At 66.2% G+C, this 24,911-nt stretch carries 23 protein-coding genes; 6 read left to right on the top strand and 17 right to left on the bottom strand.

All coding sequences use genetic code 11. The annotated features are described in order from the left end of the window. Positions 1 to 125: 125 nt before the first annotated feature. Positions 126 to 3,104 (bottom strand): BTAD domain-containing putative transcriptional regulator, encoded by a 2,979-nt coding sequence (locus ACYSM9_RS16925; RefSeq protein WP_461858120.1) that lies wholly within the window; start codon positions 3,102 to 3,104, stop codon positions 126 to 128. A 610-nt stretch (positions 3,105 to 3,714) separates the two neighbouring features. Here ACYSM9_RS16925 and ACYSM9_RS16920 point away from each other — a divergent pair. Together ACYSM9_RS16920 and ACYSM9_RS16915 are read left to right on the top strand one after the other, a co-directional pair. Continuing rightward, positions 3,715 to 3,978 carry a hypothetical protein gene (locus ACYSM9_RS16920; RefSeq protein ID WP_461858119.1) on the top strand — a complete coding sequence of 88 codons (264 nt, stop codon included), beginning with the start codon at positions 3,715 to 3,717 and terminating at the stop codon, positions 3,976 to 3,978. Positions 3,979 to 4,233: 255 nt separating this feature from the next. Beyond that, complete coding sequence (locus ACYSM9_RS16915) at positions 4,234 to 5,919, top strand: peptide ABC transporter substrate-binding protein (protein WP_461858118.1); 1,686 nt, start codon at positions 4,234 to 4,236, stop codon at positions 5,917 to 5,919. 52 nt (positions 5,920 to 5,971) lie between these two features. On the opposite strand, the gene ACYSM9_RS16910 is transcribed toward ACYSM9_RS16915, so the two are convergent. The 7 genes from ACYSM9_RS16910 to ACYSM9_RS16880 all read right to left on the bottom strand — a co-directional run bounded on the left by ACYSM9_RS16910 (position 5,972) and on the right by ACYSM9_RS16880 (position 10,704). Further along, positions 5,972 to 6,157: a hypothetical protein gene (locus ACYSM9_RS16910; protein ID WP_461858117.1), complete on the bottom strand. Its 186-nt coding sequence runs from the start codon at positions 6,155 to 6,157 to the stop codon at positions 5,972 to 5,974. A 473-nt stretch (positions 6,158 to 6,630) separates the two neighbouring features. Continuing rightward, entirely contained in the window at positions 6,631 to 7,152 is a 522-nt protein-coding gene (locus tag ACYSM9_RS16905) for a hypothetical protein (RefSeq protein WP_461858116.1), read from the bottom strand. Next, the gene (locus ACYSM9_RS16900) at positions 7,152 to 7,841 is read right to left on the bottom strand and encodes a hypothetical protein (protein WP_461858115.1); all 690 of its coding nucleotides are present in this window, start codon (positions 7,839 to 7,841) and stop codon (positions 7,152 to 7,154) included. The genes ACYSM9_RS16905 and ACYSM9_RS16900 overlap by 1 nt, the downstream gene beginning before the upstream one ends. Beyond that, positions 7,828 to 8,415, bottom strand: coding sequence for a signal peptidase I (locus ACYSM9_RS16895; RefSeq protein ID WP_461858114.1), 588 nt, complete (start codon positions 8,413 to 8,415; stop codon positions 7,828 to 7,830). Before ACYSM9_RS16895 ends, ACYSM9_RS16900 begins: the two co-directional genes overlap by 14 nt. 3 nt (positions 8,416 to 8,418) lie before the next feature. After that, positions 8,419 to 9,039 (bottom strand): SipW-dependent-type signal peptide-containing protein, encoded by a 621-nt coding sequence (locus tag ACYSM9_RS16890; RefSeq protein WP_461858113.1) that lies wholly within the window; start codon positions 9,037 to 9,039, stop codon positions 8,419 to 8,421. Between the two features lie 262 nt (positions 9,040 to 9,301). After that, on the bottom strand, positions 9,302 to 10,234 hold the full coding sequence (locus ACYSM9_RS16885; protein WP_461858112.1) for a lipid kinase: 933 nt from the start codon (positions 10,232 to 10,234) through the stop codon (positions 9,302 to 9,304). Positions 10,235 to 10,341: 107 nt separating this feature from the next. Further along, complete coding sequence (locus tag ACYSM9_RS16880; protein ID WP_461858126.1) at positions 10,342 to 10,704, bottom strand: FCD domain-containing protein; 363 nt, start codon at positions 10,702 to 10,704, stop codon at positions 10,342 to 10,344. Positions 10,705 to 10,888: 184 nt separating this feature from the next. Between ACYSM9_RS16880 and ACYSM9_RS16875 the strand changes: the two genes are divergently transcribed. From ACYSM9_RS16875 to ACYSM9_RS16865, 3 genes are all read left to right on the top strand, one after another. Beyond that, a complete protein-coding gene (locus ACYSM9_RS16875; RefSeq protein ID WP_461858111.1) occupies positions 10,889 to 11,287 on the top strand; it encodes a hypothetical protein in 399 nt (132 codons plus the stop codon). Beyond that, complete coding sequence (locus ACYSM9_RS16870) at positions 11,280 to 13,358, top strand: matrixin family metalloprotease (RefSeq protein WP_461858110.1); 2,079 nt, start codon at positions 11,280 to 11,282, stop codon at positions 13,356 to 13,358. Before ACYSM9_RS16875 ends, ACYSM9_RS16870 begins: the two co-directional genes overlap by 8 nt. A gap of 129 nt (positions 13,359 to 13,487) precedes the next feature. Beyond that, complete coding sequence (locus ACYSM9_RS16865; protein WP_461858109.1) at positions 13,488 to 15,344, top strand: DNA/RNA non-specific endonuclease; 1,857 nt, start codon at positions 13,488 to 13,490, stop codon at positions 15,342 to 15,344. Between the two features lie 4 nt (positions 15,345 to 15,348). Here the strand turns inward: ACYSM9_RS16865 and ACYSM9_RS16860 are convergent, their stop codons facing one another. The 8 genes from ACYSM9_RS16860 to ACYSM9_RS16825 all read right to left on the bottom strand — a co-directional run bounded on the left by ACYSM9_RS16860 (position 15,349) and on the right by ACYSM9_RS16825 (position 22,741). After that, positions 15,349 to 15,579 carry a hypothetical protein gene (locus ACYSM9_RS16860; RefSeq protein WP_461858108.1) on the bottom strand — a complete coding sequence of 77 codons (231 nt, stop codon included), beginning with the start codon at positions 15,577 to 15,579 and terminating at the stop codon, positions 15,349 to 15,351. A 69-nt stretch (positions 15,580 to 15,648) separates the two neighbouring features. After that, positions 15,649 to 16,974: a S8 family serine peptidase gene (locus ACYSM9_RS16855; protein WP_461858107.1), complete on the bottom strand. Its 1,326-nt coding sequence runs from the start codon at positions 16,972 to 16,974 to the stop codon at positions 15,649 to 15,651. 39 nt (positions 16,975 to 17,013) lie between these two features. After that, positions 17,014 to 18,594 (bottom strand): esterase/lipase family protein, encoded by a 1,581-nt coding sequence (locus ACYSM9_RS16850; protein ID WP_461858106.1) that lies wholly within the window; start codon positions 18,592 to 18,594, stop codon positions 17,014 to 17,016. 42 nt (positions 18,595 to 18,636) lie between these two features. Next, entirely contained in the window at positions 18,637 to 19,359 is a 723-nt protein-coding gene (locus ACYSM9_RS16845) for an AfsR/SARP family transcriptional regulator (protein WP_461858105.1), read from the bottom strand. 221 nt (positions 19,360 to 19,580) lie between these two features. Continuing rightward, a complete protein-coding gene (locus tag ACYSM9_RS16840; protein ID WP_461858104.1) occupies positions 19,581 to 20,237 on the bottom strand; it encodes a hypothetical protein in 657 nt (218 codons plus the stop codon). A 2-nt stretch (positions 20,238 to 20,239) separates the two neighbouring features. Then, the gene (locus ACYSM9_RS16835; protein WP_461858103.1) at positions 20,240 to 21,217 is read right to left on the bottom strand and encodes a hypothetical protein; all 978 of its coding nucleotides are present in this window, start codon (positions 21,215 to 21,217) and stop codon (positions 20,240 to 20,242) included. Between the two features lie 137 nt (positions 21,218 to 21,354). Beyond that, the gene (locus tag ACYSM9_RS16830; protein WP_461858102.1) at positions 21,355 to 22,545 is read right to left on the bottom strand and encodes a type II toxin-antitoxin system HipA family toxin; all 1,191 of its coding nucleotides are present in this window, start codon (positions 22,543 to 22,545) and stop codon (positions 21,355 to 21,357) included. Next, a complete protein-coding gene (locus ACYSM9_RS16825) occupies positions 22,538 to 22,741 on the bottom strand; it encodes a helix-turn-helix transcriptional regulator (RefSeq protein WP_461858101.1) in 204 nt (67 codons plus the stop codon). Before ACYSM9_RS16825 ends, ACYSM9_RS16830 begins: the two co-directional genes overlap by 8 nt. Positions 22,742 to 23,021: 280 nt before the next feature. On the opposite strand from ACYSM9_RS16825, the gene ACYSM9_RS16820 reads away from it, so the two are divergent. After that, entirely contained in the window at positions 23,022 to 23,324 is a 303-nt protein-coding gene (locus tag ACYSM9_RS16820; RefSeq protein ID WP_461858100.1) for a hypothetical protein, read from the top strand. Between the two features lie 129 nt (positions 23,325 to 23,453). Here ACYSM9_RS16820 and ACYSM9_RS16815 read toward each other — a convergent pair whose 3' ends face one another. Then, the gene (locus ACYSM9_RS16815; protein ID WP_461858099.1) at positions 23,454 to 24,911 is read right to left on the bottom strand and encodes a dihydrolipoamide acetyltransferase family protein; all 1,458 of its coding nucleotides are present in this window, start codon (positions 24,909 to 24,911) and stop codon (positions 23,454 to 23,456) included.

Raw genomic sequence — 24,911 nt, 5'->3', positions numbered from 1 at the left:
CTTCACCCGCATCGCCATCAGCAGCTCCTACAAGGTAGGCCCTGCGAGGCAGCGCCCCTACCCCTACCCCGGGCCGGCGTTGGCCCGGGTTCCGGGGGCCGCTCCCAGGGACCGTCATCGATCGCTTACCATGGCGCTGCACTCGCGGCGTCCGTCCGCTTGGATACCTCTGCCCCGGGAGGAAGAAGCTGAGGGCTGCCCGCCTCCGGAAGACTTGCCGTGTCAGCATCCGGCAGCGCCTCGTGGACGGCTTGGCGGAGTGTCAGGGCCTTTCCTCTCGCCCAGCTGAGGGCAAAGCTGATCGGACCAACATTCTTCCGGGCCTTGGCGGTCATCGCCTCGACCCGTTCGTGCTCGGATGCGTTCAGCGGGTGTCCGCGGTCAACGCGGTAAGTAGCGCAGGCAGCAAGCAACCGCACCGCCAACTCGGCCTGGCCCTGCTCGATGTACACGCCGGCAAGCGACTCCAGGAGCCCCTCCAAATTGCCCTGCGCGCCCAGCTCAAGTGCCGAGCGCAGCGCCTCAAGCAAAAGGCTTTCCGCGGCTTCATAATCGCCTGCCTGTTGAGCGCCGTCGGCCTGGTTCACGAGCGCTATCACCAGCGTCCAAGGATCACCAAGCCTGCGCGCGAGCCGCACGCTTACGCGAGCCAACTCATGTGCGCGTGAATAGTCGCCGGAGTAGAAGGCCAGACGTTCCAGGATTACGTGCGCGCCAAACTGAGTCCTGGAACCAGCCTGCGGCTGCGCCGCAGCTTCCGCAGCAAGCTCCTTCGCCGTCTCGACGTCGCCAGTTTCTGCTGCCTGCACCGCCAGGCACATCATTGCCCAGGCCGCCCCTTGTTGGTTGCCTGCCGCATTGAAGGCGTGGAAGGCCCGCTGGTGAAGCTGAGTAGCCCTGCCGTTGCGCCCAAGCCGCCAGCACAGGGTCGCAGTTCCGCTCAGTGCCGGAGCTGTGACGGCAGGTGGGACGTCCTCGGCAATGGCGAGCAGCTGTTCGGCAATTTGGCACGGCTCCGCGAGCATCTCCGTCAGCTCCCAGTAGTGCCACAGTTGCCCGACAAGCTTCAGGGCCAGCTCAACGGATCCTTCCGGGCCGGCGGACCACAGCAACGCCTCGCGCAGATCCGGGGCATCGGCGTGCAGCAACCGGAACGCGGCTGCCTGTTGGTTGCCCCACAGGTCAGGGCCTACTTCTTCGGCGAGGCGGAGATAATATTCAGCATGCCGGCGGCGGACCACAGCCGCGTCGTCACGCAACGCCAGGGCATTGCGTGCGAACTCTTTGATGGGCTGGAGCATGGACACCCGCATCGACCCCACGGGATCGGCGTAAAGACGCAGCATGCTGTGACGGGCGAGTGCGGCAAGCAACCGTTCAGCCGTGCCGTGGTTACGAGAGGAAGGCGAGGCGTATACGCCGCTGACGGCTGCCACAGCGGGATCGCCCACGAAGACACCAAGCTGGACAAAAAGATCGCGTTCTTCCTCCCCAAGCAACTGATGGCTCCAAGCAATTGTCGCGGTGAGAGTCTTTTGGCGGTCAGGGAGGTCACGGAAGGCTGCAGGGATCGCTGCGAGGCTGACTTCGAGATCTGCAAGCAGTTGGTCCTCGCCGCTCTGGCGCAGCTGCGCAGCGGCCAGCTCGATCGCAAGCGGAAGGCCGTCCAAGCGCTGACATATGCGGGCAATGGTGCCGGCATTCCGATCTGTGAGAGTGATGTCGGCACGGGCGGCACGGGCCCGAGCCAGGAAGAGCTTTACGGAAGGCACTTCCTGCAATGACTCTGGAGGAAGCAAGAAGTCTGCGGGCGGCAGCGCCAGCGGGGGGAGCTGATATTCCTGCTCAGCCCGCAGGCCGATCGGGCTGCGGCTCGTCACGAGTATGCGAACATCAGGGGCTGCGGTAAGCAGTTCCGCCACCGTCGGCCACGCATCCTCCAAATGCTCGAAGTTATCAAGGACCAGCAACAGATGCCGTTGGCGCAGGAAACGGGTCACTACCTCCAGCGGCTCTGCTGCCCCGCCCGGCTCCTCCAGGCCGAGCGACTTTGCCAGGGCCGTTGGCACCTGGTGCGGCTGGGTAAGCGGTGCAAGATCCACCCAACAGGCGCCGTCGGCCTCACGCGGCAGCAGCTTTCGGGCGGCGGCCAGTGCGAGCCGTGTCTTTCCCGTACCGCCCGGTCCGGTGACGGTGACCAGCCTGGAGCCGCGGCTGCTACAGAATCCGCATAGTTCGCCCAGCTCCGCCTCCCTGCCGATGAAATCCGTTATCTCAGCGGGCAAGTTGTCCAGACGGCTGTGGACCGCATGATGGCCGTTATCAGAGGGCGCAGCAAGGGATGCGTCCTGTTTCAAAACGGAAGTCTCCAATTCGCGAAGCAGCGGACCGGGGTCAATGCCCAGTTCCCGCGTGAAGACCCTGCGGGCTTCGCGACATGCGGTGAGGGCGTCGGCCTGCCGGTCAGACCGATAGAGAGAAAGGATGAGGCAGGCCCATAACCTCTCCCGGTATTTTTGCTGGGCAAGCAGTGCCTGCACCTCGCTTACGATCAGCTCATGCCGGCCCAAGGCAAGCTCAACGTCGAAAAGGTCCTGGTAGACATTCAGCCGGGTTTCCTCAAGGGCTTCAAGCTCTGGACGGAACAGTGCCACATCTGCAAGGTCGGGAAATGCGGGCCCCCGGAACAGCCCTACCGCATCCCGCAGACACTCGGCACCCCGCTGTAAATCGCCGTCTTCCACTGCAATTTCGCCCGCCGCCCTCTGGGCCCGGAACCGCAGGAGATCCAGCTCTTCGTCGCTTACAGCGAGAACATAGCCCGTCGACCGGCTGGCCAGCCGTTGGGAGGGCTCGCCCTTGGGGCGCCCGGGGTCCAGGACACGGCGCAGGTTGGCGACGTAGACCTGCAGCTGCGGACCCGGCTTGCTCGGCGTATTGCCGGGCCAGATGGACTCAATCAAGGTGTCAGGTGACACGACTGAATTGGCCCGGAGGGCAAGGCACGCGAGGACTTTCCGTTGCTGGCGGGCGCCAAGCGCTATCTGGGTGCCGTTGGCCGTAACTTCCAGCGGTCCTAATGCTCGAATCCAAAGTGCACCCATCCCAAGCACCCCTCGCCGCGCGCAGAGCCATCCGAGCGAACCATGCCGTCCCGGATCCGGGACAGCCAGTGCGCCCAGTTCTTAAGAGTTTCGGTCCTGCCTGCGCCCCGAGTCCAGACCTCAGCGTCGTGCCCGGCCGATTAAGGCTCAGTTAAGCCGCCGGGGCGACTCTGGAATCACTAGGAAAGGCACCCCCTCAGTCGAGGAATAGATTCCCAACCGCAACGCCAAGAGAGCTTGATAATGAAGCGGATAACAGCCCCGAATCGCAGAAGCCAGCAGGCACAATCGGCGCGGAACGAACTAACGCCTGCAGCAGAGCGCCGGTTGGTGTACTGGCAATTCGCGTCGAGCCCCTCATGCAGCAGCAATTGGAATGAGGACATCTGGCCCGACTGCCGCAATTAACCGCCAATGCAAAGAGATCCGTCGAGCGGGGACTCACCGGTATTAATTCTTCGCCGAATCCGGCGCAAGCCTGAACGGAAAAACGGTCAGGAGCAAAATATGCCATCCCGGGATGGCACCGCACGAAAGGAGCAGTACGTTGTTCACATTCAAGGCACACTATCGCACCACCAGGCACACCGAGCCAGTAGCTGCAGAAGACGTGCGGCCAGATCGAGCACGGACGGGAGAGAGGGCCCTGTCGATCGCCTTTGCTGCCGCGGCATCTCTTTCGGCCGCCCTACTCGCCGCCCCCGCCCAGGCCACTGCCGCCGAAGGATGGAGTGAGTCTGAATCTGCCCCGCTCGCGGCGCCGTTCAGCGACGAGGAGATCCAGAGCCTGCTGCAGTCCGGTGACGTCCTCGGCGCCAACTCGCGAATCGCAGCCAACCGGTTTGCCTCGGGGAACGCCTACCAGACCTACTAGCGTCGGAACGAGGCTCCCTGCGCGAATTACCCCTCGCGCAGGGAACCGCGCATTCCATCGGGGACATCCAGGAGGGTTAGGTAGATGGCAATTTAAAAGGGGGCTACCCTCCTTTCACCCGCCCCGGCTCCATGCGATGTTGATGCCGCTATGCTCGTTTCCAAACAGTTCGGCCCACCTTGTTGAGTCCTCAACGGATGGTCACCAGTTACACGAATACCGGAACGGATTCCCGACGAACTGGTAGGAGGCGGAATGCGTTTCTGGCGCATTGCCAAAGTCCCGGCCATCATCGCCACTGCCATTGTGTTTCTGACCGGATGCGTTGGGAATTCGGACCTGCAGGGCGGTGGCCACCAAACCGGAAGCAACCCGGACAAGGTCATCATGGCGTATGGAAGCGAGCCGAAGAATCCGCTGACGCCTGGCAGTACCAACGAATCGGGTGGCTTGCGCGTGATCGAGCTATTGTTCGAGGGCCTGCGCGCCTACGACGCAAATGGAAAACCAATTAATGCCCTGGCAGAGTCCATCGAAACCGCAGACTCACAAAACTGGACCATCAAGGTCAAGCGAGGAGCGAAGTTCAGTAATGATGAGGCCATTACAGCCAAAACATTTGTCGACTCCTGGAACTTCACAGCGCTGAGCTCCAACCTCCAAATTAATGGCTTCTTCTTCGAATCCATAGAAGGCTATGGCGATGTCAGCGCCGTCACGGAAACCACCACCGCGGACGGAGCACCGCTGTCCTCACCGTCCCCCAGGGCACAGACCATGTCCGGACTGTCGGCACCGGATGACCAGACGCTCACAGTGAGGCTGACCAGGCCAGAAGCGGACTGGTCCCTGCGTCTGGGCTACGCCGCCTTCTACCCGCTTCCTTCCCAGGCACTGAAGGACCCGAAGAAGTTCGGGGAGAATCCGATCGGCAACGGCCCGTACAAAATGGAGAAAGAGGGCGCCTGGAACCACGACCAGTCCATCTCCCTCGTCAGGAACACCGGATACAGCGGACCCCGTGCCGCACAAAACGGCGGCGTGACCTTCAAGTTCTACACCGACCCCGGCCCGGCCTATACCGATCTCCAGGCCGACAACCTTGACGTCAGCGACATCCTGCCGGCCAACGCCCTCAAGACCTACAACAGCGACTTTCAAGGCCGGAATGCCGCCAAACCTGTCGCCGTGAACGCCGCCCTGGTCATTCCGCCCTACAACACAAACTTCCAGGGCGAAGCAGGGAAGCTGCGCCGCCAGGCCTTGTCCCACGCGGTTAACCGGGAAGAAATAACGAAAGTAGTTTTCAACGGCGCCCGCACTCCGGCCCGGGAATTCACCTCGCCAATGCTGGAAGGCTACTCCGATGCCATCCCCGGCAACGACGTCCTTTCGTTCGACGTCGGCAAGGCCAAGGACCTCTGGGCACGCGCCGAGGCGATGAATCCCTACGATGCATCCCGTCCGCTTGTGATCTCCACGAACACTGACGGGGGCAACAAGGAGTGGGTCGATGCCGTCGCCAAGGGGTGGGAGAACAGCCTGGGCATCAAGACCGACGTCCGCGCCTTGCCGAGGTTCGCGGACCTTCTGAACATGCGCCAGTCGCAGTCGTTGCCCGGCCTCACCAGCACGGCATGGCAGGGTGACTACCCCTCGCTTTACAACTTCCTAGGCCTCGAGTGGAGCACCTGGGCATCGGCCAACCTTGAGAGGTTTTCGTACCCTGAGTTCGACGCGCTGCTCCAGGAAGGCCTGCAGGCGACGGACTCCGCGCAGGCCAACGCAAAGTTCAATCAAGCACAGGAAGTCCTCTTCAGGGAGTTGCCCGCATTGCCGCTCTGGTACAACAACCAGCCCGTCGTGTGGAGCAACAACGTGCTGTCTGCCGAAACGGGCTGGAACGGCGTCATCCTCTACTACAACATCAGGGCCAAGTAGAGTACGACGGCGGCACGCGTCCGCCGTCGTGCCGTTACTGGATGAGGTGCCGTTACTGGATGAGGTAGTGGCGTTCCTCGGCGGGGGCCGGCTTGAACGCCTTGGGGAAGACCGCCTTGGACAGGGCCTTCAGGCCGATGGCGGGAAGCAGCACGGCGGCGATGCCGATGGACAGGCTGGTCCAGCCGAGGTTTTCGAGCGTGCCGAGCGCGGGCGCCTGCGAAGCAGTTGTTGCCAAAGTTCTGACCCCTTGTGAGACCGGTGGAGGGCGCGTTCCTGCCCGAACGCCGGACAGGGCCCTCCCAGGTGTCCGCCGGCGCGTCAGCAGTTATCGCTACAAGGTTACGGCACGTCCGCCACCGGACAGAAAATAACGACGGCGGCACGCACCGGCCGCCTCACAGCGCCACCAGCGCACAGGGTTTCGCCATTCTTGAGGAATTCTTGACCGTATCCAGCGGCATTGTTGAGCGAGTGCCTCCACAGTGATCCATGAAGGCAGGGAACGCACCAAGTGCAGCTGGGAATCTGGGTCCCAGTCAACCCGGCCACGTCGGATGAAGACCGATGGTCTCAAGCGCTTGGCGGCGCCAGGAAATGGCGCCGCCAAGCACCCCAATTCCTTTCAGACACTCCAGGCCGGGGCCGATGGCGGAGGCCACGGATCAGCGTCGATCCGAAAAGAGTCATCGGCCCCCGCAGGCCGGTCATTCATCCTCCCGGCGTCAGGTTCCTGCAGGTACCACCGATACCCAGGATGAACCCCGCGTTGGTGGCCACCGCAGCTTCCCTGGACGTCCACCCGTAGCGCTCCACCACGATTGCCAGCTCAAGCTCCGAACCGAGCCCCAGCAGGCCGCCCAGCAAATTGGTGGGGACATCGGTCACGTAGCCATCGGCAGCCGAGCCTGTGGTGGTTCCCGTGAAGGAGAATCCGGTCAGCGGGGCCAGGACGGACCCCAGCCCGCTGGTGGAAGCCAGCATCTCGGCGTCGGCCAGGGCATAGCCCGCGGGCAGCTTCCAGTAGATCCGCACATAGGCGCCCAGCCCCGCCAGCGCGGGGTTGTAGGTGCACTGCCCGTTCAGGGTGGGGGCGGGAAGGGTGGCGGCTGCAAAGGTGCCTGTCGCCGCGTCGTCGTCGCGCCAGGAGGCCTCGGTCGCCGCAGGAGAACCGGAAGCGCACAGCAGGACAGCGAAGGAGGCGGCGGCCAGCACGAGGCGTCTTGTCCGCATTATGTCCCCGCCGCCCGCAGGCGTGCCAGGCCAAACCCTGCCGCCACCGCCAGCAGGCCCAGGAGGGTGAAGGCGCCCAGCCTTGCCCCGGTTGAGGCGAGCCTGTCCGACGCCGGCCCTGACGAGTGTGCCGGGGGTTCCGTTCCGGCGTCGTCGGACACCCCGCTGCCGGGGTCGTCCCCCGCACCATGGAATCCGAGCACGATCTGCGTCGACGTCCCCTGGATCTCCCGTGGAGCGTCCCCCGCCAGGGAGGCAGTCAGGAGCACGTATCCGCCGTCGGACACCGCTGTCCCCGGCTCCATGAGGTCGGCCCGCACGCCTCCCGAGCTGTCCAGCGCCGTCCGATCCAGCAGCACCCGCTCCCCCGCCCCGCACACATCCTGGACCCACGGTTCGGAACAGGCCCGCAGTTCCACGGCCAGGAAGGAGCGCAATAGTTCCGTGGAGGCCGGTCCCTCCTCCAGGGCAACTTCCAGAGACGTGGCCCGCCCGCCCCGGACAAGGACGTCGACGGGCCAGTGCACACTGCCGCCGGGCGTGAGGCGGTAGGCAGCACCGTCCGCGCCGGCGTTGAGTTCCAGCCAGCCGGCCGGTCCGTCGGACGCCGCGTGTGCCGGGCTGCCGATGCACAGCGGGCCGCACGCCAGCGCCAGCCCGAGTACCGCGGCCCCTTTAAGTACGCGCATGTTCACTCCTCCGTTGCGGCCAGAGCACCCATGTCACCAGCGCCGACACGGCCACCGTGGTACCGCCCAAAACCATTGGATTGGCCGCCGCCGCAACCGGCGGTGCCAGCCCGGGAACCGACCAGAGGACCAGCCGTACGTGCTCCACCACGTAAGGGGCCGGATCAGGTTCGGTGTTGGCATCGCCCTTCATCGTGATCGTCCGCGCCGTCCCGTCCGCCGGGTCCACCGTCTGGACCCTGTGGGTGATCGGCAGTTTGCCCGGCCTGTCCACGGTGACCACGTCCCCGACATGGATCTCGTCGGCGGGAATCCCGCGGACCACGGCCAGCGATCCGGCCGGGATGCCCGGCGACATGGACCCTGTCTTGAACAGGACCAGGGTGATGTCGAACAGCAGCGCACCGATGACCGCCAGGATGCAAACGGCACCGCCGGCGGCCGCCACATTCAGCAGGATTTCCCGGACACCCCGGGTAATTGACCGCCTGTTCATGGGCCGGGGTGCGCCGGCGCGGAGCGCCCGGACGCGCAGGGCGGCTGCGCGTCCGGGCTTTGCTTGTCCGCGGTCCACCGGCTACTTCGACTGCGCAGCGAATTCCCAGGTGGTGGTCCCCGTCTGCCCTTGCGTAAGGCCACTGCCGGCGGTGACCCGGAAGCAGAGGAACACGGGCGCGCCCGGGTCCGTTCCGCCTCCCTGCGACAGCGAGAAGGTAACACCATCGGGAGTCGTGCCCAGGGGTGTCGTTGAAGTCACCGCTGTGCCGAGAACTTGACCCCCGCACCCGAAAGTGCTGGTGCGGTCCAGCTGGTAGGTCAGTCCGGCCAGGCTGCCAGTGGAGCCGGCGGTGGAAAGCCGGACGTCCGCATCGTAGGTGGTGAGATCGCTCAGCCTGATGGCGAAGGGTGATTCGACGACATCACCCGGCGTCAGGTTGGTCGTGCTGCTGGTGAAGGCCAGCGTTGCCGGGTTGGCTGCCGTGGTCGCCGTCGCAAAGTTTGCCCCGTCGGTGCTGCTCTCCAGGTTCAGGACACCCGCGGCGAATGTTCCCTTGGCGAATTCCGAGTCATTCCACGCGGCCAGCGTGACCGTTGCGCCAATTCCAAGGACAAGGCCGCCGGCCAGGATGGCGCGGATTTTCGGTGCCTTCCGTGCAGGTTTTCCTGATTCCGGACGCACTTCTTCTACTGCAAGCATGATTTCCCCCAAATAGATGTTGCTGCGGTCGATTTGACCAAGATGCAGATGCGGGGGTGCTGGTAATGACGCTCCCCCAAACATCATTACGCTTACTAACCCATCATTGACGTGGGGAAATGTCAATTCGATGGGCTTTTCAGTGCGCGGAGGAGAAGCCGTGTTTAGGCGGAGGTCAGGTGGGTACGGAAGGCGCAGAGGAGCCCCGCGGAAGCAGATATCCCCCGCGGGGCTTTTCTTCGCCCAGCGTTTGGGTACCGCGCTATCCGTCGAGCGTCGCGGCCGTGCTGTGTTTCGGCACCACCACGTGGACGGCGTTGCGGTCGATGGTGAAGTCGGCGGGCGTCGCAGTGGCGATTTCGCCGTCGAGGTTCACCGGCATTGGCGGCTCGGTGACCAGCCGGACGCGGCGGCTGGTCAGGTGGTACACCCCGTCCCGCTCCACGAAGCTGCCGTCCTTGAGCAGCCGGGCGATCCGCACGTGTTCCCGCAGCGGCGCCCCGGGGATGGCGTAGACGTCGAGGATGTGGTCGTCGATCCCCGCGGTCGGCGAGACCGCATTGCCGCCGCCGTAGTGCCGGCCGTTGCCGACGGCGACCTGCAGCACATTCTCGAGCTCCAGCGTTTCGTGGTCCCCCTCGGGAAATTCGAGGCGGGCGCGGAAGGGCTTGTGCCGGGCATAGGCGCGCACTGCGGCCACGCCGTAGGCCAGCGGCCCGAGGGAGCGCTTGAGGCGGGGGCTGAGGCTTTCGGTCACGCCGACCGACAGGCCCACGGACGCGACGTTGAGGAACGGCTCGCCATTGGCCCGGCCCAGGTCGATGTCCACCACTTTCCCATCCGCGAGCGCAGCGCACGCGGCGTCCAGGTTGTTCGGGATTTCGAGGGTCCGGGCAAGGTCGTTGGCGGTCCCCAGCGGGAGGACCCCGAGCACCGTCCCGGTTCCGGCGAGCCGGCCGGCGGCGAAGGACACCGTGCCGTCGCCACCGCCCACCACCACCAGGTCATGTCCGTCGGCAACCACCTGCTCCAGGACCCCGGGCAGGTCCGCGCCCGAGTCCAGGTGGTGCACGGCGGCGATCGGCAGGCCGGCCTGCTGCAGCTTGCCCACCGCCAGCTCCGGCCCGGCCGCCGCCCGGCGGGCGCCGGCGTTGATGATCACGGCGGCGGAGTCAGCGTCCCGGGCAGCCTTCATGGGGACCATCCTAGGCGGACGGGGCTGGGAGGTTCCTGCAGGGCGGCCCGGCGCAAGCTGAAGGAGAAGGCGTACGACGGCGGCGCGCGGCCGCCGATCCGGCAGTTCTACCGCCCGAACTTGGCCAGGCTCAGGGATCGGGCCCTGATCCCGTCAATGTGCTTGTCCATGGCGGCGGTGGCGGCTGCGGGATCGCCGGCCTTGACCGCGTCAATGATGGCCTGGTGCTCCTGCACCGTATGGTCCCCGCTCATGTCGTTGTGCACCATGAGCCTGAACCGCTGAATGCTTCCCTCGATCGAGCTATAGGCCCTGAGAAGGAATTCATTGTCGGTCGCTTCAACGATACGCCGGTGGAAGTTCTCGTCCGCCTTCCAGTAGGCGCGGTACCCCGCAAACGTCTCTCCGCCGTGGCGGGAGGCTTCAAGGTCATGGTGGAAGCTGGCGCGCCCGAATTTGGGGTGCGACAGCGTTTATGCGCGTCGGTGGAGAATATCCGCGTCGAAACGCCGGATGTAGACAGGCCCCCGGACGCGACGTTGAGGAACGGCCCGGCTGTGCTGGGAGGTTCCTGGTAACGGCGCAGTAACGCGCATCTGGTCGACTGGTAGCTGTGGTTCCCCCGCATGTGAGCCCGGTTGTGAGGCCCGTGTCATGAGTCAACCCTGGAAATCGGTCCGGGTGGCAGGCCTGTCCCTGGACGTCCCGGCCCAGCTTGCCCACGCGGATGAGCACGGCATCGAGGGCGGCGCTGCCGTGCTTGAAGGTGCCGGGCTTCGCCTGACCGTTGACGCCAGCCTCTTCGCCGATCCCCTCACCCGCTACGGCTCCAAGCCCGGCTTTGAGCACTGGCAGGAGGCGGTGGGCAGCAGCACCGCCGACTTCGTCCTGTTCGAAGAGGCGGGCACCCGCACCGTTGCCGTCACCATCCCCGGGCGCGCCACCGCCGTCGTCCATCAACCTGCCGGCGCCCCAAGGGACGTCGCCCTGCAGATCCTGCGAAGCATCCGGACAGATCAAGTCCGGACAGACCAAGGAGAGTCCAATGACTGAAGAGCTGTACCCCGCGGCCCCCTTCCTCGCCGCCGTCCAAAACACCGGCCCGGGCGAGAGCAACCCGGGCTTCAGCAAGGTGCAAAGCTACCTCGAGCGCTTTGGCTACCTGGCGCCATCCGCCGCCAGGGACGTCGGCGTCCTGGACGATCCCACGGCCGGGGCCCTGCGAAGCTTCCAGGAGTTCTTCAACCTCCCCGTCACCGGGGTGTTCGACGACGCCACCCGGGAAGCGATGATGCGGCCCCGGTGCGGGCTCCCGGACAAGCGCGGCGGCGACCTCGACTTCGCCACCGCGTGCGCCTGGGTGGACCGGACCCTGACGTTCGCCTTCGACACCGGAACCGACGATGTCGCCGGGACCGCCGAATTCGACGCCATCAGGCGCGCCATCCAGACCTGGCAGGCCGTGGGCGGACTGACGTTCACCGAAGTCGCCGTCGGTTCCAGCTCCGACGTCCGCATCGGCTGGCGGCCCGCCGCGGACCCCGACCATTCGATGGTGGGCGGCATCCTTGCGCACGCCGATTTCCCGCCCGGCTGCAGTGTCATCACCAACACCCTCCCCAAGCCGGTCCACTTCGACGACAGCGAACACGTCTGGAGCGTCGGCGCCGTGGCGAACGCCTTCGACATCGAAACGGTCGCCCTGCACGAATTCGGCCACATCGTGGGGCTGGCGCACTCCAGCGTTGCCGGCTCGGTGATGGCACCCACGGTGTCCTCCAACTTCACCAAACGCGTCCTCACCCAGGACGACCTCGACGGGTTCCGGACCCTGTACCCCGCCGCGCCGCAGCCATGGTCCGGGTGGAACTCCCTGGGCGGCGTCATCACCTCGGACATCGCGGTGGGCAACAACAAGGACGGCCGCCTGGAGGCGTTCGCCAAGGGCACCGACGGCGCCGTGTGGCACCGGTGGCAGACCGCACCGAACGGCAACTGGGCCGGCTGGGCCTCCCTGGGCGGGGTCATCACCTCCGAGATCGCGGTGGCCAACAACCAGGACGGACGGCTGGAGATCTTCGCCCGCGGCACTGACAACGCCCTCTGGCACCGGTGGCAGAGCACGCCCAACGGCAACTGGGCCGGCTGGGCCTCCCTGGGCGGCAGCATCACCGGGCCCGCCGCCGCCGGGCGCAACGCCGACGGCCGGCTCGAAGTCTTCGCCCGGGGCACGGACGGCGCGGTATGGCACAAGTGGCAAACGGCCCCGAACGGCAACTGGTCCGGCTGGGCGTCCCTGGGCGGGGTGATCACGTCCGGGATCGCCGTGGGCAGGAACAAGGACGGCCGGCTCGAGATCTTCGCCCGCGGCACCGACAACGCCCTCTGGCACAAATGGCAGACGGCCCCCAACAGCGGCTGGTCCGGCTGGGCCTCCCTGGGCGGCATCCTGACGTCCAACATCACCACCGGCACCAACGCCGACGGCCGCCTCGAAGTCTTCGTCCGCGGCACCGACAACGCGCTCTGGCACAAATGGCAGACGGCCCCGAACAGCGGCTGGTCGGCCTGGGCGTCCCGGGGCGGCATCCTCACCTCCGACACCGCCGTCGCCAGGAACGCGGGCGGCCGGCTGGAGGCCTTCGTCCGCGGCACCGACAACGCGCTGTGGCACATCTGGCAGACCGCCCCGAACAGCGGCTGGGCCGGCTGGGCCTCCCTGGGCGGCATCCTCACGTCGAACATCACGGTGGGGAGCAACGCGGACGGCCGCCTGGAGGCCTTCGTCCGCGGCACGGACAACGCCCTCTGGCACCGGTGGCAAAACAGTCCCTTCCTGACAGGAGAGGCTACCGAGGCTGCCGCCGCCGCAGCAGAGACCGTCGAAGAGGCGGGCGGGGAGGCGGCCGCCGCAGCCGTCGTCCCGCAGACAGTGGAGATGCCCGCCGGCACCATGGCCGAGAGCCTGACAACCAACGGCCACCAGCAGCCCGCAGGAGCGGAAATGCCTGCCGGGTCGATGGAGGAACCTCCGGCGAGGGAGTCGGCGGGAGATTCCGGCGGCCCGGGCAAGGAACGCGCATCGGAAGCGATGCCGGTCCGGGGCATGCCTGCCGGCGCCTGAGGCGCGTGGCAGGGAACTGACGCGTACGACGGCGGGGCTGGGCCGCCGTCGTACGCCACCTTCGAAGCACCAGGGACCGCCCGCGGCGGCCAGGCAGTATAAGCACCACACCCAGGAAATGGACTTGGCATGAACACCACCGACAGCCCCATCCCCGAAGCAACGTCGGACAACGAACAGATGCTGGCCTCGCTGCGGCAGTTCATCAGGACCAAGGGCGCCGACTACCTCGAGGACCCGAACATCACCTCGATCGGTGTGGGCCACAAGGTGGTGGACGGGAAGCCGACCGGCGAGATCTCGCTCCAGTTCACCGTGGGCGAGAAGGTGGCTCCGGAAGCCCTGGAATCCCTCAACACCAAACCCATCCCGGACGCCATCATGGTGGACGGGATTCCGGTGCCCACCGACGTGATCGAACGGGATTACCGCCCTTCATTCCGGTCCGTGGCAGAGGTGGAACCGCCACCCACCAAGGTCCGGCTCGACCCCATCAGGCCGGGGGTCAGCGTGGGCAACATCCACTCCAGCGCCGGCACCATCGCTTGCATCGTGTACGACCGGCATGACGGAACACCACTGGTCCTCAGCAACTGGCACGTGCTGCACGGCGATACCGGCGCCCTCGGTGACGTGGTGGTCCAGCCGGGCCCGCACGACGACAACCGGGTCAACGCCAACGGCCTGGGCCGGCTGGTCCGCTCCCACCTGGGCGTCGCGGGAGACTGCGCCGTGGCGAGCATCACCGACCGTGGCTTCACCACGGCCATCCAGTCCCTGGACGTGACACCGGACCAGATCGGTGAACCTGAGATCGGCGACAAGGTGGTCAAGAGCGGCCGCACCACGGGCGTGACCCACGGGATAGTGCGGCGGGTGGACGTGATCGCCAAGCTCTTTTACGGTTCGGCGGGGATGCACACCATCGGCGGCTTCGAAATCGGCCCGGACCCGGCCAACCCGTCGGCGGACGGGGAAATCAGCCGCGGCGGGGACTCGGGGTCGGCCTGGATTTTCAAGACCCCCTCGGGCGAGCTCACCACCGTCCTGGCGGGGCTGCACTTCGGCGGGGAGTCAGGGGATAGCGCGGACGAGCACGCCCTGGCCTGCCTGCCGCAGTCCGTGTTCGAAAAGCTGGAAATCACTTTGCGGCCGCCGGCGGCTCCTGAGGCCGAGGTTGTTGCCGAGGGGTTCCTGACTGACTTCCTCGGCCAGCCCGTCGCCCTGCCCACGCTCGGCGCCGCCGTGAACACCGACGGGGTGCGCTTCGCCGGCTCGGACATCATCCCGTACACCCATTTCTCGCTCTGCCTCAGCACGTCGCGGCGGTTTGCCCGCTGGGTGGCGTGGAATATCGACGGCGGCAGCCTCCAGAAACTCAGCCGGACCGGAATTAGCTTCATCAAGGACCCCCGGCTCCCCGTCGGCGTCCAGGTCGGGGACGAGCTCTACCGGGGCAACCGGGTGGACCGCGGCCACCTGGCACGCCGGGCCGACCTGGTGTGGGGAGCGGCCGACGAGGCCGGCCGGGCGAACAAGGACTCGTTCTGCTTCACCAACATCACCCCGCAGTTGGAGGACTTCAACCAGAGCAGCAAGAACGGGGTCTGGGGCCGGCTTGAGGATGCGGTGTTCGAGGACGTGGACGTGGACGACCTGAAAGTCAGCGTGTTCGGCGGCCCGGTGCTGCAGGACGATGACCACGTCTACCGGAACACCGCCCTGCCGCGCGAGTACTGGAAAATCATCGCGTTCGTGGAGCACGGGCAGCTCAAGGCCAGGGGCTTCCTGCTGACCCAGAACCTGGACCAGCTCGAAGCGCTTGAGCTCGACGAATTCCGCGTGTTCCAGGTTGCCGTGAGCGAAATCGAGCAACGGACCATCCTGCAGTTCGCTGATGCGCTGCGGCAGGCGGACACCTTCGCCGTCCCCGAAGCGGTTGGCGACCGGCGGCCGCTGGACGATACGTCGGACATCCAGTGGTGAGTGCCTACTGGATGTCTTCGTCCGGGGGCGGGAGCTGGTAGCCCAGTTCCTCGTCCACGGACTGCACTCCGCTCACGGACTTCAGGGCCTGCACGCTGTCATCCGGGGCGGAGCCGGTGATGAAGCCCATCTCCAGGACCTGTTCCACCTGCATGCCGCGGGCGCGCAGGGCGTCCGCGACGTCGGCGATGGCAGACAGGTACTCCTGGTGCACCGTTACATTGATGTTGACCATTCCTCAGGGTATCCCTCATCGCGTAGCAGGCGGTTCCTGGCAGGACCGGTCCCACACCGGGGCCCGGTCCTACACCGGGGAGATGACCAGGCCGGAGCCAACATCCAGCGACGGCGCAATGAGCCGGTCGCATTCCTGGACCAGCGATGACCAGAGTTCCCGTCCGCGGAAGCCCGTGGCCTGCGCCCAAAGGGCGGCAACGCCGGCGGCGTGCGGGGTGGCCATGCTGGTGCCGCTGATGCTCCGGTACCGGGTGGGCATGGGCCAGGACGAGTAGACCTGCCAGCCGGGGCCGGCAATGTCCACCTGCCCGCCGCGGACCGGCAGGCTGCGCGCCGAGAAGAAGGCAACGTCCAGCTGGTGGTCCAGGGCGCCCACCGCCATGATGAACGGGCTGTTGGCGGGTGTGCCCACGAATCCGAAGTTCCCCTGGAGGCGGCGCGCGTTGTTTCCGGCGGCGGCGATGATCAGCGTGCCGGCGTCCAGTGCCCGCTTGCCTGCCGCCACGTACGGCGGGTGGATCTGCGGCACGTCGGCGCCGAGGGACATGGAGATGATGTGGCAGCCGCTGGTCAGCGCCCAGTCAATGCCGGCCAGGATGCCGGCGTCGCTGCCGGAACCGGAGTTCCCCAGCACCTTTCCGGCGAAGATCTCGGCCTCGTACGCCACGCCGTAGCGGGGCCCGGTGGACGGGGACTTGGAGCCGCAGGAGGTGCCGATGCAGTGCGTGCCGTGCCCGTGCCCGTCCTCGGGGCCCTCCCCCTGGACGAAGGAGCGGGTGGTGATGGTGCGCCCGGCGAAGTCCGGGTGGGTTGCGTCGAAACCGGTATCCAGGACTGCCACCTTCACCCCGAGCCCGGAGTATTGGGACGACTGTGCCTGGACAGCCTGGAGGCCCCACGTGAACTGGGCGGTGTCCTGGAAGATCGGCACGGTTGGCGGTGCCGCTGCCCCCGCGCCCTGGCCGTTGCCGTTCAGGCGGGTGTCCAGGTCCAGGACCGCATCGCGGTAGCCCCTGACGTACTCGGTGGGACCCGCCGCAAGGACGTGGTGGATCAATTCCGGCGATACGGACAGCACCGCATTCTCCACACCTTCGGTGGTCTGCAGCGCGCCGATCTGCTCCGGCGCCGCCGAAACCACGGCGATGCCCAGCGAGCTGAAGTACGTGGCGCCCGCACCGCTGCTTTCCGAGACATCCACTGCTCGGTCCCGGAAGTCCCGCGAGTCCGCCACGTTGGACAGGCCTGCCGATTCCAGCACCGAGGACGGGTTGGCCGCGTCACGGGCAAAGACCACGATGAAACGGCCGGTGGTCTCGGCCCCCGAATAGTCCGCCGCCGGAACGGTCCCGGACGAACTCTCGGATGTGGGGAAGGAATTCGGGTCGATCATTTCAGGTCTCCTTTGCGGGGTGAAGAGTGGTTCGTGGTTTCAGAGGGCCAGCGGCCTGGGCGTGACAGTGAGGCGCAGGCCTGCGCTGGTGCCGAGAAGGTGCCTGGACACCTCGGGAACGGGTATGAATCCCTGCCAGCGGTTCGGCGTCGGGTCGGAGTCCTTCAGCAGGTCCCCGTCGCCGGCGCTCCAGTCGCGCAGGGCGTCCGGGATCGTGCTGTTCCACGCGGCCCAGGCCTTGGGCAGGGGCCGGTCCGCTGACGGCGGTTCAATTTCCACCAGCAGGGTGTCCTGCCAGTCCTCGGTCTGTTCGAGGTGGTCCGCGAAGAAGAAGTGTCCGTCCTTCTCCGTGATGGACATCAGCCTGAGCTTGAGGGCCTGGCGCAGCCGCGGAACCACCTTCCCGTTCAGCAGCGGCCGCGGTGCCTTGGAGGAAAGGAACGTGGTCAACAGCGGGACCGGCGAGTCGATGGGGTCCCCATCCTTCCAGTGCTCGATCTGGACCGGGCAGTAGTGGGCGGCGGATTGTTCGTGGACCAGGACCGGCAGCCCCCGGATGGCCAGGCCCACGTCCAGCTGGAACTCCACCTCCGGGGGAAAGGACTTGCCCACCATGAAACCCACCAGTTCCACCTCGACCTTGAGGTCGCCGAACAGGAACCGCTGGAGGTTCTGGTAGCCCTCTTCGGAGTTGACTATGCCGTAGCGTCCGCTGTGGCTGCGATGCACCACCGCCACCACGGTGCCTTTGACCGCGGCGTTTTCGATCTGGACCAGTCCGTCGCTGCGGGCACCCACCGCCTTGGAGGAAAGGCCCAGGGCGACGTCGTAGTCCTCGGGGTTGGAGCCCACAAGGCAGAACAGGTCCTCCAGGGGGAACCCGTCATCGGGCATCTCGGTGGCCCGGAAGTTTTCGCGGGTCAGGGTCTGCCTGAGCGCCGGCGGCGTGAGGTATTCGTACATCCGGTCGGGTCCGAAGATGTCGGCCCCCTGGATCCGGGTGGCGTCCCGGAGCCTCTCGAGCAGGCCGAAGCCGACGGCGAATTTGATGCCGCCGTGGGGGGTGGCATACGTGAAGACCCGGGCAACGTATCTGGCCCCCGCTGCGGGGTCGATTCCGCCGTCGCCGGCCAGGCTTTCCGGGATGACCCGCTGCAGCAGCGAGCGGCAGATGAGCCCGCCCATGGAGTGGGCCACCAGGAAGACCTTAGGTGCCCCGGTCTTTTCCAGCACGAGTTTGATCATGCTGAACAGGTCCCGTGCCGCTTCCTCGAACGAGAAGTTTTCGGGGTCCGCGTCGAAGGTGTCCGCCGCCTCGTCGTAGAAGCGGTGGATCCAGATCGATGCCGGATTCACGGAGTTGGCATCCACGCTGTTGAGGAATGCCAGCTGGTCCCCGTGGACCGGCACCTCGTACTGGTGGTCTGCCACCAGGCGCAGCATCGGGGACTCGAACTGGTGGAATCGTGCCCGCCCGCTGCCGTCGGCACGGACATGGACTGAGCCCTGGCTGAAGCCGTAGAAGGGATCGTCAACGGCGCTGTTGACGGCGGAGCCGGTGCCCGCGAACCCGCGGACGTAGATTACCGGCAGGCGGCCGTCGTGAAGGGCATTTCCCATGGGGAGAGTGCAGCACGGGTGCCGTTACGGCCGCGTTACTGCCTACAGGGGGCCGAATGCCGGGCGGACGCCCAGGAAGGCGCTCGCGAGGCGGTCTGCCACGGGGTGTTCTGCCGCCGCCTGCCGGTCCCGCAGGTCGGCCACGAGGCCCGTGAGGGAGGCGGAGGGCTGCAGGCCCATGTCCGTCTCCAGCTGCTCCCGGTACCGCTCGTAGGCTCGAAGCGCCGCCCCCGGATTTCCCCGCTGGAGTTCGCCTTCGATGAGGAACGAAACGGCGCCCTCGAACAAAGGCTCGATTTCCAGGGTGGCGCGTGCAGCCTCCGTTGCTGTTTCGGGGTCACCGGCGGCAAGGGACTTCCGTGCCACCAGGGCGAGGGCCTGGAGGCGGTCCTGCGTCAGGCGGTTCTGGGCGAAAACCACCCAGTCCTCGTACCAGCCCGGGAGGAGTTCCGCGTCCCGCAGCTCGCGCAGCAGGGAGGCGGCGCTTCCGGTATGCCGGCCATCCCGCAAGGCCTGGATCTGGGACCGGATCCGCTGCACGTCCACCTCAACCCGCTCGTCAAGCGACAGCGTTGCCCCGCCGTTGACGATCAGCCCGGGCACCTCGCGGGAAATGAGGTGGACGCTGACCCGCAGGCTTTCCAGGGCCCTGGCGTCCGGGTACTCCGGCCACAACAGGCCGCTGAGATGGGCACGCAGGCTTGGTCCACGGAGGGCCAGGGATGCAATGAGCCGCTGCTGCCGTGTCGCAACGTGGAGGGTCACATCGTCCCGGCGGAGCCGCCAGGACCGAAGTAACTCCAGTTTCAGATCCCCATTATCGACCGTGCCCATCGAAACCTGATTTCCGGTTTGTCAAAAAGATGGAGGAGGTATGAATGAGGATCCACAGTACGAACGGCGCTGTCAATAATCTATTTCCCCTTTTTCATAGGAGAGAGCACGCTCTCCTATAGCAGTAAAAAAGTGTCATAGGGGGTTGGGGTTTACTTCAGCGTCGGGATCAGGGACTTTAGGGGTGCGCCAACGGAAGGTCCGGTCGGGAGTTTGGGCGCGGACGACGTCGGACGGGGCCGTGTTGCCGTCCCTGAAGTCCCCGACGGCGTGGGCGAGGGTGGCCTCGACGACGGGGGCTCCGTCGTCGAACGTGTGGTGGGTGGCAGGGTCGCTGCGGGGGCGACGCCGGCAGCCATCCCCAGCGGGACTGAAATGCCCCTTTTTGCTGATGACTTTGTAGCGTCCGGGGCGGCGACGGACACTTCCAGGGTTGCGTCCCGCACCTTGGTGGTGGCCCATTCCCCGCGGACAACGCAGGTTTCGCCGGGTTTCAGGATGCCGGTGCAGCCGTTGAAGATGACGCGGAAGGCGGTGTTGTTGAGGCCGGCGTCGGGCACCGTCACCTCGGAATCGGTGCCGTTGGTGATTTCGATCGACTCGACCGTGCCGGCTTCCGCGAGGGGCCCTGCCTGTCCGGGCTGGACGATCCAGTTCTCCTCGCCGATCCGCACCCGGTTCTCGACCACCGGTTCGGCGTCCTTGGTCCGGGCACTGCCTCCGGTGCCGCCGGGGGTCCCTGCGCAGGATGACAGGAGAGCCAGTCCAAGCAGGCAGGCAATGCATTTTTCTGTTGCTGAATTTCCCATTTTCAGCCTCCCGGAAGGAATTCGACCCTGAATTCCGGATTGTCGTCCAGAATGATCGCCACGCCGGTATCGCGCCGCCAGCCTTCGGGCAGGAGAAAGAACTTGTCGGCACTCCGGGTGACGAATTTCAGCCCCGTGTATTTGAAGTGGTATTTCGCGTCCGGATCGGTAATCCTGTCCTCGCGGACCGGGCTGGCGAGGGCCAGTGACTGGACGCTGTACACCACCACGGAGGGGCGTTTCGCCAGCTCGCGGGCATATTCCCGGGACCTGCCGGTACCCAACGCCCCCGCGTACAGGGAACAGGCCCAGAACAGTGCCAGGACCACCAGCAGCACCGCGCACACGTAGCCGAGCTTTTCCCACATGGGCGGGCGCCTGAACCTGTCACCGCCGGACGTGGCCAGCCTGCGGAGCACCCAGAAGGCGTAGGCGCTGACCGCAACGCCGGTGCCCAGGGCCGCCGGTTCGAAGAGGAACGGGGTGGCGAAGGGCGGTTCCTCGAACATGACCCACACGCCGAGGGCGGTGATGAGGATGCCCGCGCAGAGGATGGTTGCCGCACCGAAGCGGAGGTACGGGTTGAAGCCGGGCCGGCCGATGATGCTGGCGGTAAGCGCGTGGATGCCAATGCAGACAAGGCTGATGAGCAGGATGGAGATGGCAGGCACGATTATCGCGTCGGCGCTGCGCAGCAGATAGTCGACGGTGGAGTATTCGAGGATGCTTTGGTCAATCCCGAAATAGGCGGTGCGGGTCGCCGTCATGGTCCAGCCGAACCAGAACGCGAGCGCGGTGGCGACCGTGCTCAGGGGCGCGATGATGGCGAACCACTGCACGATCGTGTGGCTGAGGTCTGCACCCGTGGCGCCTGCCGCTGGGCCCTTCCGCCGCACGGCGCCGAACCGGGCCGCCGCCGCGGAGGACCCACGGCTGCGCTGCGCGCCCGGCCGCCGTCGAGGAACCCCGTCCGGATTCACTGCTGCTCCTCATGCCTGGTGGGCATTTCGCATTTGCTCACACGCGCCGTTACTGCGGCGTTACTGCCCGGGAAGAAGCGCGTACGACGGCGGCACGCGGCTTGGATTGCGAAAGGCCCGGAAGGTGTGAAGCAGGCTCAGCCGTCCAGTTCAGTCCTGCGGAACCGCAGCTCCCGCAATGTCCTGTTCAGGGGCGGCCCGGCAAATGGCAGTGCCTCCAGATCGATCCGGGCCGCGGCCGCCAGCGCGGTTTTGTTGGCCGAGCCCGCAGCGCGTTGCGGCAGTCCGACGCTGTCCGCGAAATCCTGCCAGTGCCGTGCTTTGAGGTTTTTGTCCTTCCCGGCAAGAGTCATGGCCATCGTGTCGTCGCCGTACAGGAGTGTGCACGGGATGTCGTACACGGGCGCGATGGTCCAGGTGCCGGGCCGGCTTTCAAGGATGGAGGCGTTCTTGGCGTGCAGATCGCCGTTGCCCGTCAGCCAGGCGAAAACGAACTGCAGGTAGAGGTTCCGCACGGCGACAGCCCTGGCCTTGCAGAGCCCGGCAAGGGCCAGCACGGCGTCCTCGGAAGATACGGCGTATTTGGAGGCCGGCGGGAGGTTCATCACCTGGGCTGCATCCTCCTGCGCGTACCTGGCCGGTCCGGCGCCGTGGCCGCGGTCGAAGCGTTCCACCAGGAGGCCCTGCCGTCCGTTCCGGTCACTGACGATGTTGTGTTTGGCCACCGGAATTTTCAGGATGTGCGCGGCTGTCAGGTGGGCGGCTTCATTCACCACCAGGTGGGGTTTCCGGGGCGGGTCGAGCTTGAGGATGTAGCGCCGGCCGGCCAGTGCCACGGGCGTTGTCAGCATGGACGCGCTGGCCTTGGCCTGGACGCCCGGGAGGCCATGCGGGTCCACGGCATCGGCCAGTGCGGCGAAATCCAGCTCACCAGGCCTGGAGGTGTCGGCCAATGGCCCCGGCTCCTCGGGGACCCGGCCCGCCGGGACAACCTGCACGTCGCCGGGCACATCCGCGCCGACCGCCAACAGCAGGCTCAGTTCATCGCCCAGGGAGGTTTTCACGGCATCCCTGAGAACGTTCAGCCGATGGCCTTCGGGCAGGAGGCCGGAAAAGAACGCCGGCAGGGCCCCGCTGGGAGCTTCCACCGCGTCCGGCGTGAGCGGCAGCGTGGTGGCGACGGGACCGGACGGGTCATCCAGGTAGCCGGACGTGTAGGAGAAGGTCACGGTCCCCGCGCCCGTCCGGTTCAGGTGCCCCGCGAGGCGGCCGGCCTTGTACACGTCGGCGCTGCGGACCCGTTTCAGGCTGGGCAGGTCCTCAGTCATCGACTGCCCTCAGATGAAGTCCGAGGGCGTTGGCGGCAGCCGCGACGGCCTGCAGGGAGGGGTTGCCGGCGCCTGATTCGATGGCCCTGACGGTGCGCACCGACGTGCCGATCAGTTCGGCGAGGGTCTCCTGGGTGATGCCGGCATCTTTCCTGGCGCGCCGGATGCTGGACCCAACATCCGCGATGTCACCCATGGTTCCCTCCGAACCGGAAATATGTTGCCGAAACAGGCATCTTCGTATCCAAGGATGCCGTATTCGCCGAGAATCGGCAAGATATTGCCGAAAAAGCGACAATAGAACGATTTTCCCGTTCCATAATGCTGGACCGGCAACTTCTTGCCGGTCGCCATACTCCGGTCCCCGTCGAGAGGTGAGAGAAGGGTTGCACAACCGTAACCCGGGCTTCATTCCTTCCCCGCACCACACCGGCTACTGTCAGGTGCACCATCCGGGATACAACGGAAGAAGCACGATGAGCATCGACATCGAAATCGGCAGCGGCCTGAGCAACGAGGACGCAGCGCACTTTGCAGCCACCACTGAAGCAATCACCACAGCGATGCAACTAGTACAGGCAAGCCACCCCGCCTACAGCTGGGTATGGACGCACGAGATTCGGTGCCGGGGATGCCACGCCAGCCTGGACATACCCGCACTCGCCAGCACCAAGGCAAACGCGGACAAGGCGTTTGAAGCACATCAGTCAGCCCAGATGGACGCCTGGCTGGCTACGGATTCGGGAACGGCGGGCCGGTCCGCAGGAACGCCGCAATAGCAGGGAAGGCAGGCTGCGGCGGACACCCGCAGATGTTTCGACACGCATAAACGCTGGCGCTGCCCGTATATCGGGTGCGCCAACGTTTATGCGCCTCATGAATGATTTAGCGCGTCGAAAACGGCGGGGCTAGAGGTCCGCCAGGAGGGACGTGGGGTTTTCGATCGCGTCGGCCACGAAGCGGAGGAAGCCGGCCGCTGTGCCGCCGTCGCACACCCGGTGGTCGAACGTCAGGGTCAGCTCGGTGACCTTGCGGACGGCCAGCTCGCCGTTGACCACCCAGGGCTTGTCGATGATCCGGCCCACGCCAAGGATGCCCACCTCCGGGTGGTTGATGATCGCCGCGGAACCGTCGACGCCGAACACGCCATAGTTGTTCAGCGTGAACGTCCCGCTGCCCAGCTCAGCCGGGGTCGCCTTGCCGTCCCGGGCCACCTGGGTGAGCCGGCGGATCTCGGCGTCCAGCTCGCGTGCGCTGAATTTGTCAGCGCCGCGGACCGACGGCACCACCAGGCCCCGGTCGGTCTGCGCGGCGATCCCCAGGTTGATGCCGTCGAACCCGACGATCTCCTGGGAACCGTCCTCCGCCGTCTCGATCCGGGTGTTCAGCTCCGGATACTTTTTTAGCCCGGCTGTGACAAATCGCGCGATGAACGCCAGCAAGCCCGGAACCTCGGCGCCGTTGGCCTTCATTCCCTCGCGGAGTTCAAGCAGCGCGGTGGCATCGACGTCCACCCACACCGTGGCCTCCGGGATCTCGGACCGGCTGCGGGCCATGTTCGCGGCCACGGCCTTCCGGACCCCGCGGACCGGGGTGCGGGTTGCGATGCCGAGGCCCGTGCGGGCGTCCGTGGTTTCCGGTGATGGAGCCTGTCGAGATCCCGGGGTTTCGACAGGTTTGGTTACGACAGGCTTGGTCTCGACGGGCTCAGCGACCGGCGCGTGGATCGCAGCCTCCACGTCCCGCCGCATGATCAGTCCGCTCTCGCCCGAACCGGAGAGCCCGCCGAGGTCCACGCCGTGTTCCTTGGCCATCCGGCGGACCAGGGGCGAGATCACGGCGCCGAGCTTGCCCGGCACGCGGGTGCGGAGGAGCGCGAGCTCGTCCTCCTTGGTCTCACCAAGTTTGGTTTCCTGCGGCTCCAGCACCGACACCGAAGCTTTGGGAGCACGGGTACGCCGCGCCTGGCCATGCCCGCCTGAAGTGCCATAACCGATCAACACATTTCCAGATCCGGCCTTCTCCTCCTCGCGGTAGGTTTCCGCATCGTCCGCAGGACGAATGCTGTCCGGCGAAGGGGCGGGGGCGGCATCATCCGCGGCGACACCGGAACCGGAAGCACCAACAGGCATGACAGAGATCAGCGGCTTCCCCACGTCGATGGTCTCCCCCGGCTTCCCGTGCAGCTCAGCCACGATTCCGGCGTACGGGGACGGAACCTCCACGGAGGACTTGGCGGTCTCCACCTCGGCGATCGGCTGGTCAACAGCAATCGTGTCACCCACGGCAACATGCCAGGACACCAACTCGGCCTCGGTCAGCCCCTCGCCCAGGTCGGGCAGCAAAAACACTCGCGGTTCACTCAT

Source organism: Arthrobacter sp. C152 (assembly GCF_054890965.1).
This window is presented reverse-complemented; position numbering and strand designations above follow the sequence as displayed.

Coding starts and splice junctions, on each gene's coding strand:
- ACYSM9_RS16850 (WP_461858106.1), bottom strand. CDS start 18,594: ATGGGAAATGCCCTTCACGACGGCCGCCTGCCGGTAATCTACGTCCGC.
- ACYSM9_RS16830 (WP_461858102.1), bottom strand. CDS start 22,545: ATGACTGAGGACCTGCCCAGCCTGAAACGGGTCCGCAGCGCCGACGTG.
- ACYSM9_RS16825 (WP_461858101.1), bottom strand. CDS start 22,741: ATGGGTGACATCGCGGATGTTGGGTCCAGCATCCGGCGCGCCAGGAAA.
- ACYSM9_RS16925 (WP_461858120.1), bottom strand. CDS start 3,104: ATGGGTGCACTTTGGATTCGAGCATTAGGACCGCTGGAAGTTACGGCC.
- ACYSM9_RS16870 (WP_461858110.1), top strand. CDS start 11,280: ATGACTGAAGAGCTGTACCCCGCGGCCCCCTTCCTCGCCGCCGTCCAA.
- ACYSM9_RS16865 (WP_461858109.1), top strand. CDS start 13,488: ATGAACACCACCGACAGCCCCATCCCCGAAGCAACGTCGGACAACGAA.
- ACYSM9_RS16860 (WP_461858108.1), bottom strand. CDS start 15,579: ATGGTCAACATCAATGTAACGGTGCACCAGGAGTACCTGTCTGCCATC.
- ACYSM9_RS16840 (WP_461858104.1), bottom strand. CDS start 20,237: ATGGGAAATTCAGCAACAGAAAAATGCATTGCCTGCCTGCTTGGACTG.
- ACYSM9_RS16820 (WP_461858100.1), top strand. CDS start 23,022: ATGAGCATCGACATCGAAATCGGCAGCGGCCTGAGCAACGAGGACGCA.
- ACYSM9_RS16890 (WP_461858113.1), bottom strand. CDS start 9,039: ATGCTTGCAGTAGAAGAAGTGCGTCCGGAATCAGGAAAACCTGCACGG.
- ACYSM9_RS16875 (WP_461858111.1), top strand. CDS start 10,889: ATGAGTCAACCCTGGAAATCGGTCCGGGTGGCAGGCCTGTCCCTGGAC.
- ACYSM9_RS16815 (WP_461858099.1), bottom strand. CDS start 24,911: ATGAGTGAACCGCGAGTGTTTTTGCTGCCCGACCTGGGCGAGGGGCTG.
- ACYSM9_RS16855 (WP_461858107.1), bottom strand. CDS start 16,974: ATGATCGACCCGAATTCCTTCCCCACATCCGAGAGTTCGTCCGGGACC.
- ACYSM9_RS16900 (WP_461858115.1), bottom strand. CDS start 7,841: ATGCGCGTACTTAAAGGGGCCGCGGTACTCGGGCTGGCGCTGGCGTGC.
- ACYSM9_RS16885 (WP_461858112.1), bottom strand. CDS start 10,234: ATGAAGGCTGCCCGGGACGCTGACTCCGCCGCCGTGATCATCAACGCC.
- ACYSM9_RS16905 (WP_461858116.1), bottom strand. CDS start 7,152: ATGCGGACAAGACGCCTCGTGCTGGCCGCCGCCTCCTTCGCTGTCCTG.
- ACYSM9_RS16915 (WP_461858118.1), top strand. CDS start 4,234: ATGCGTTTCTGGCGCATTGCCAAAGTCCCGGCCATCATCGCCACTGCC.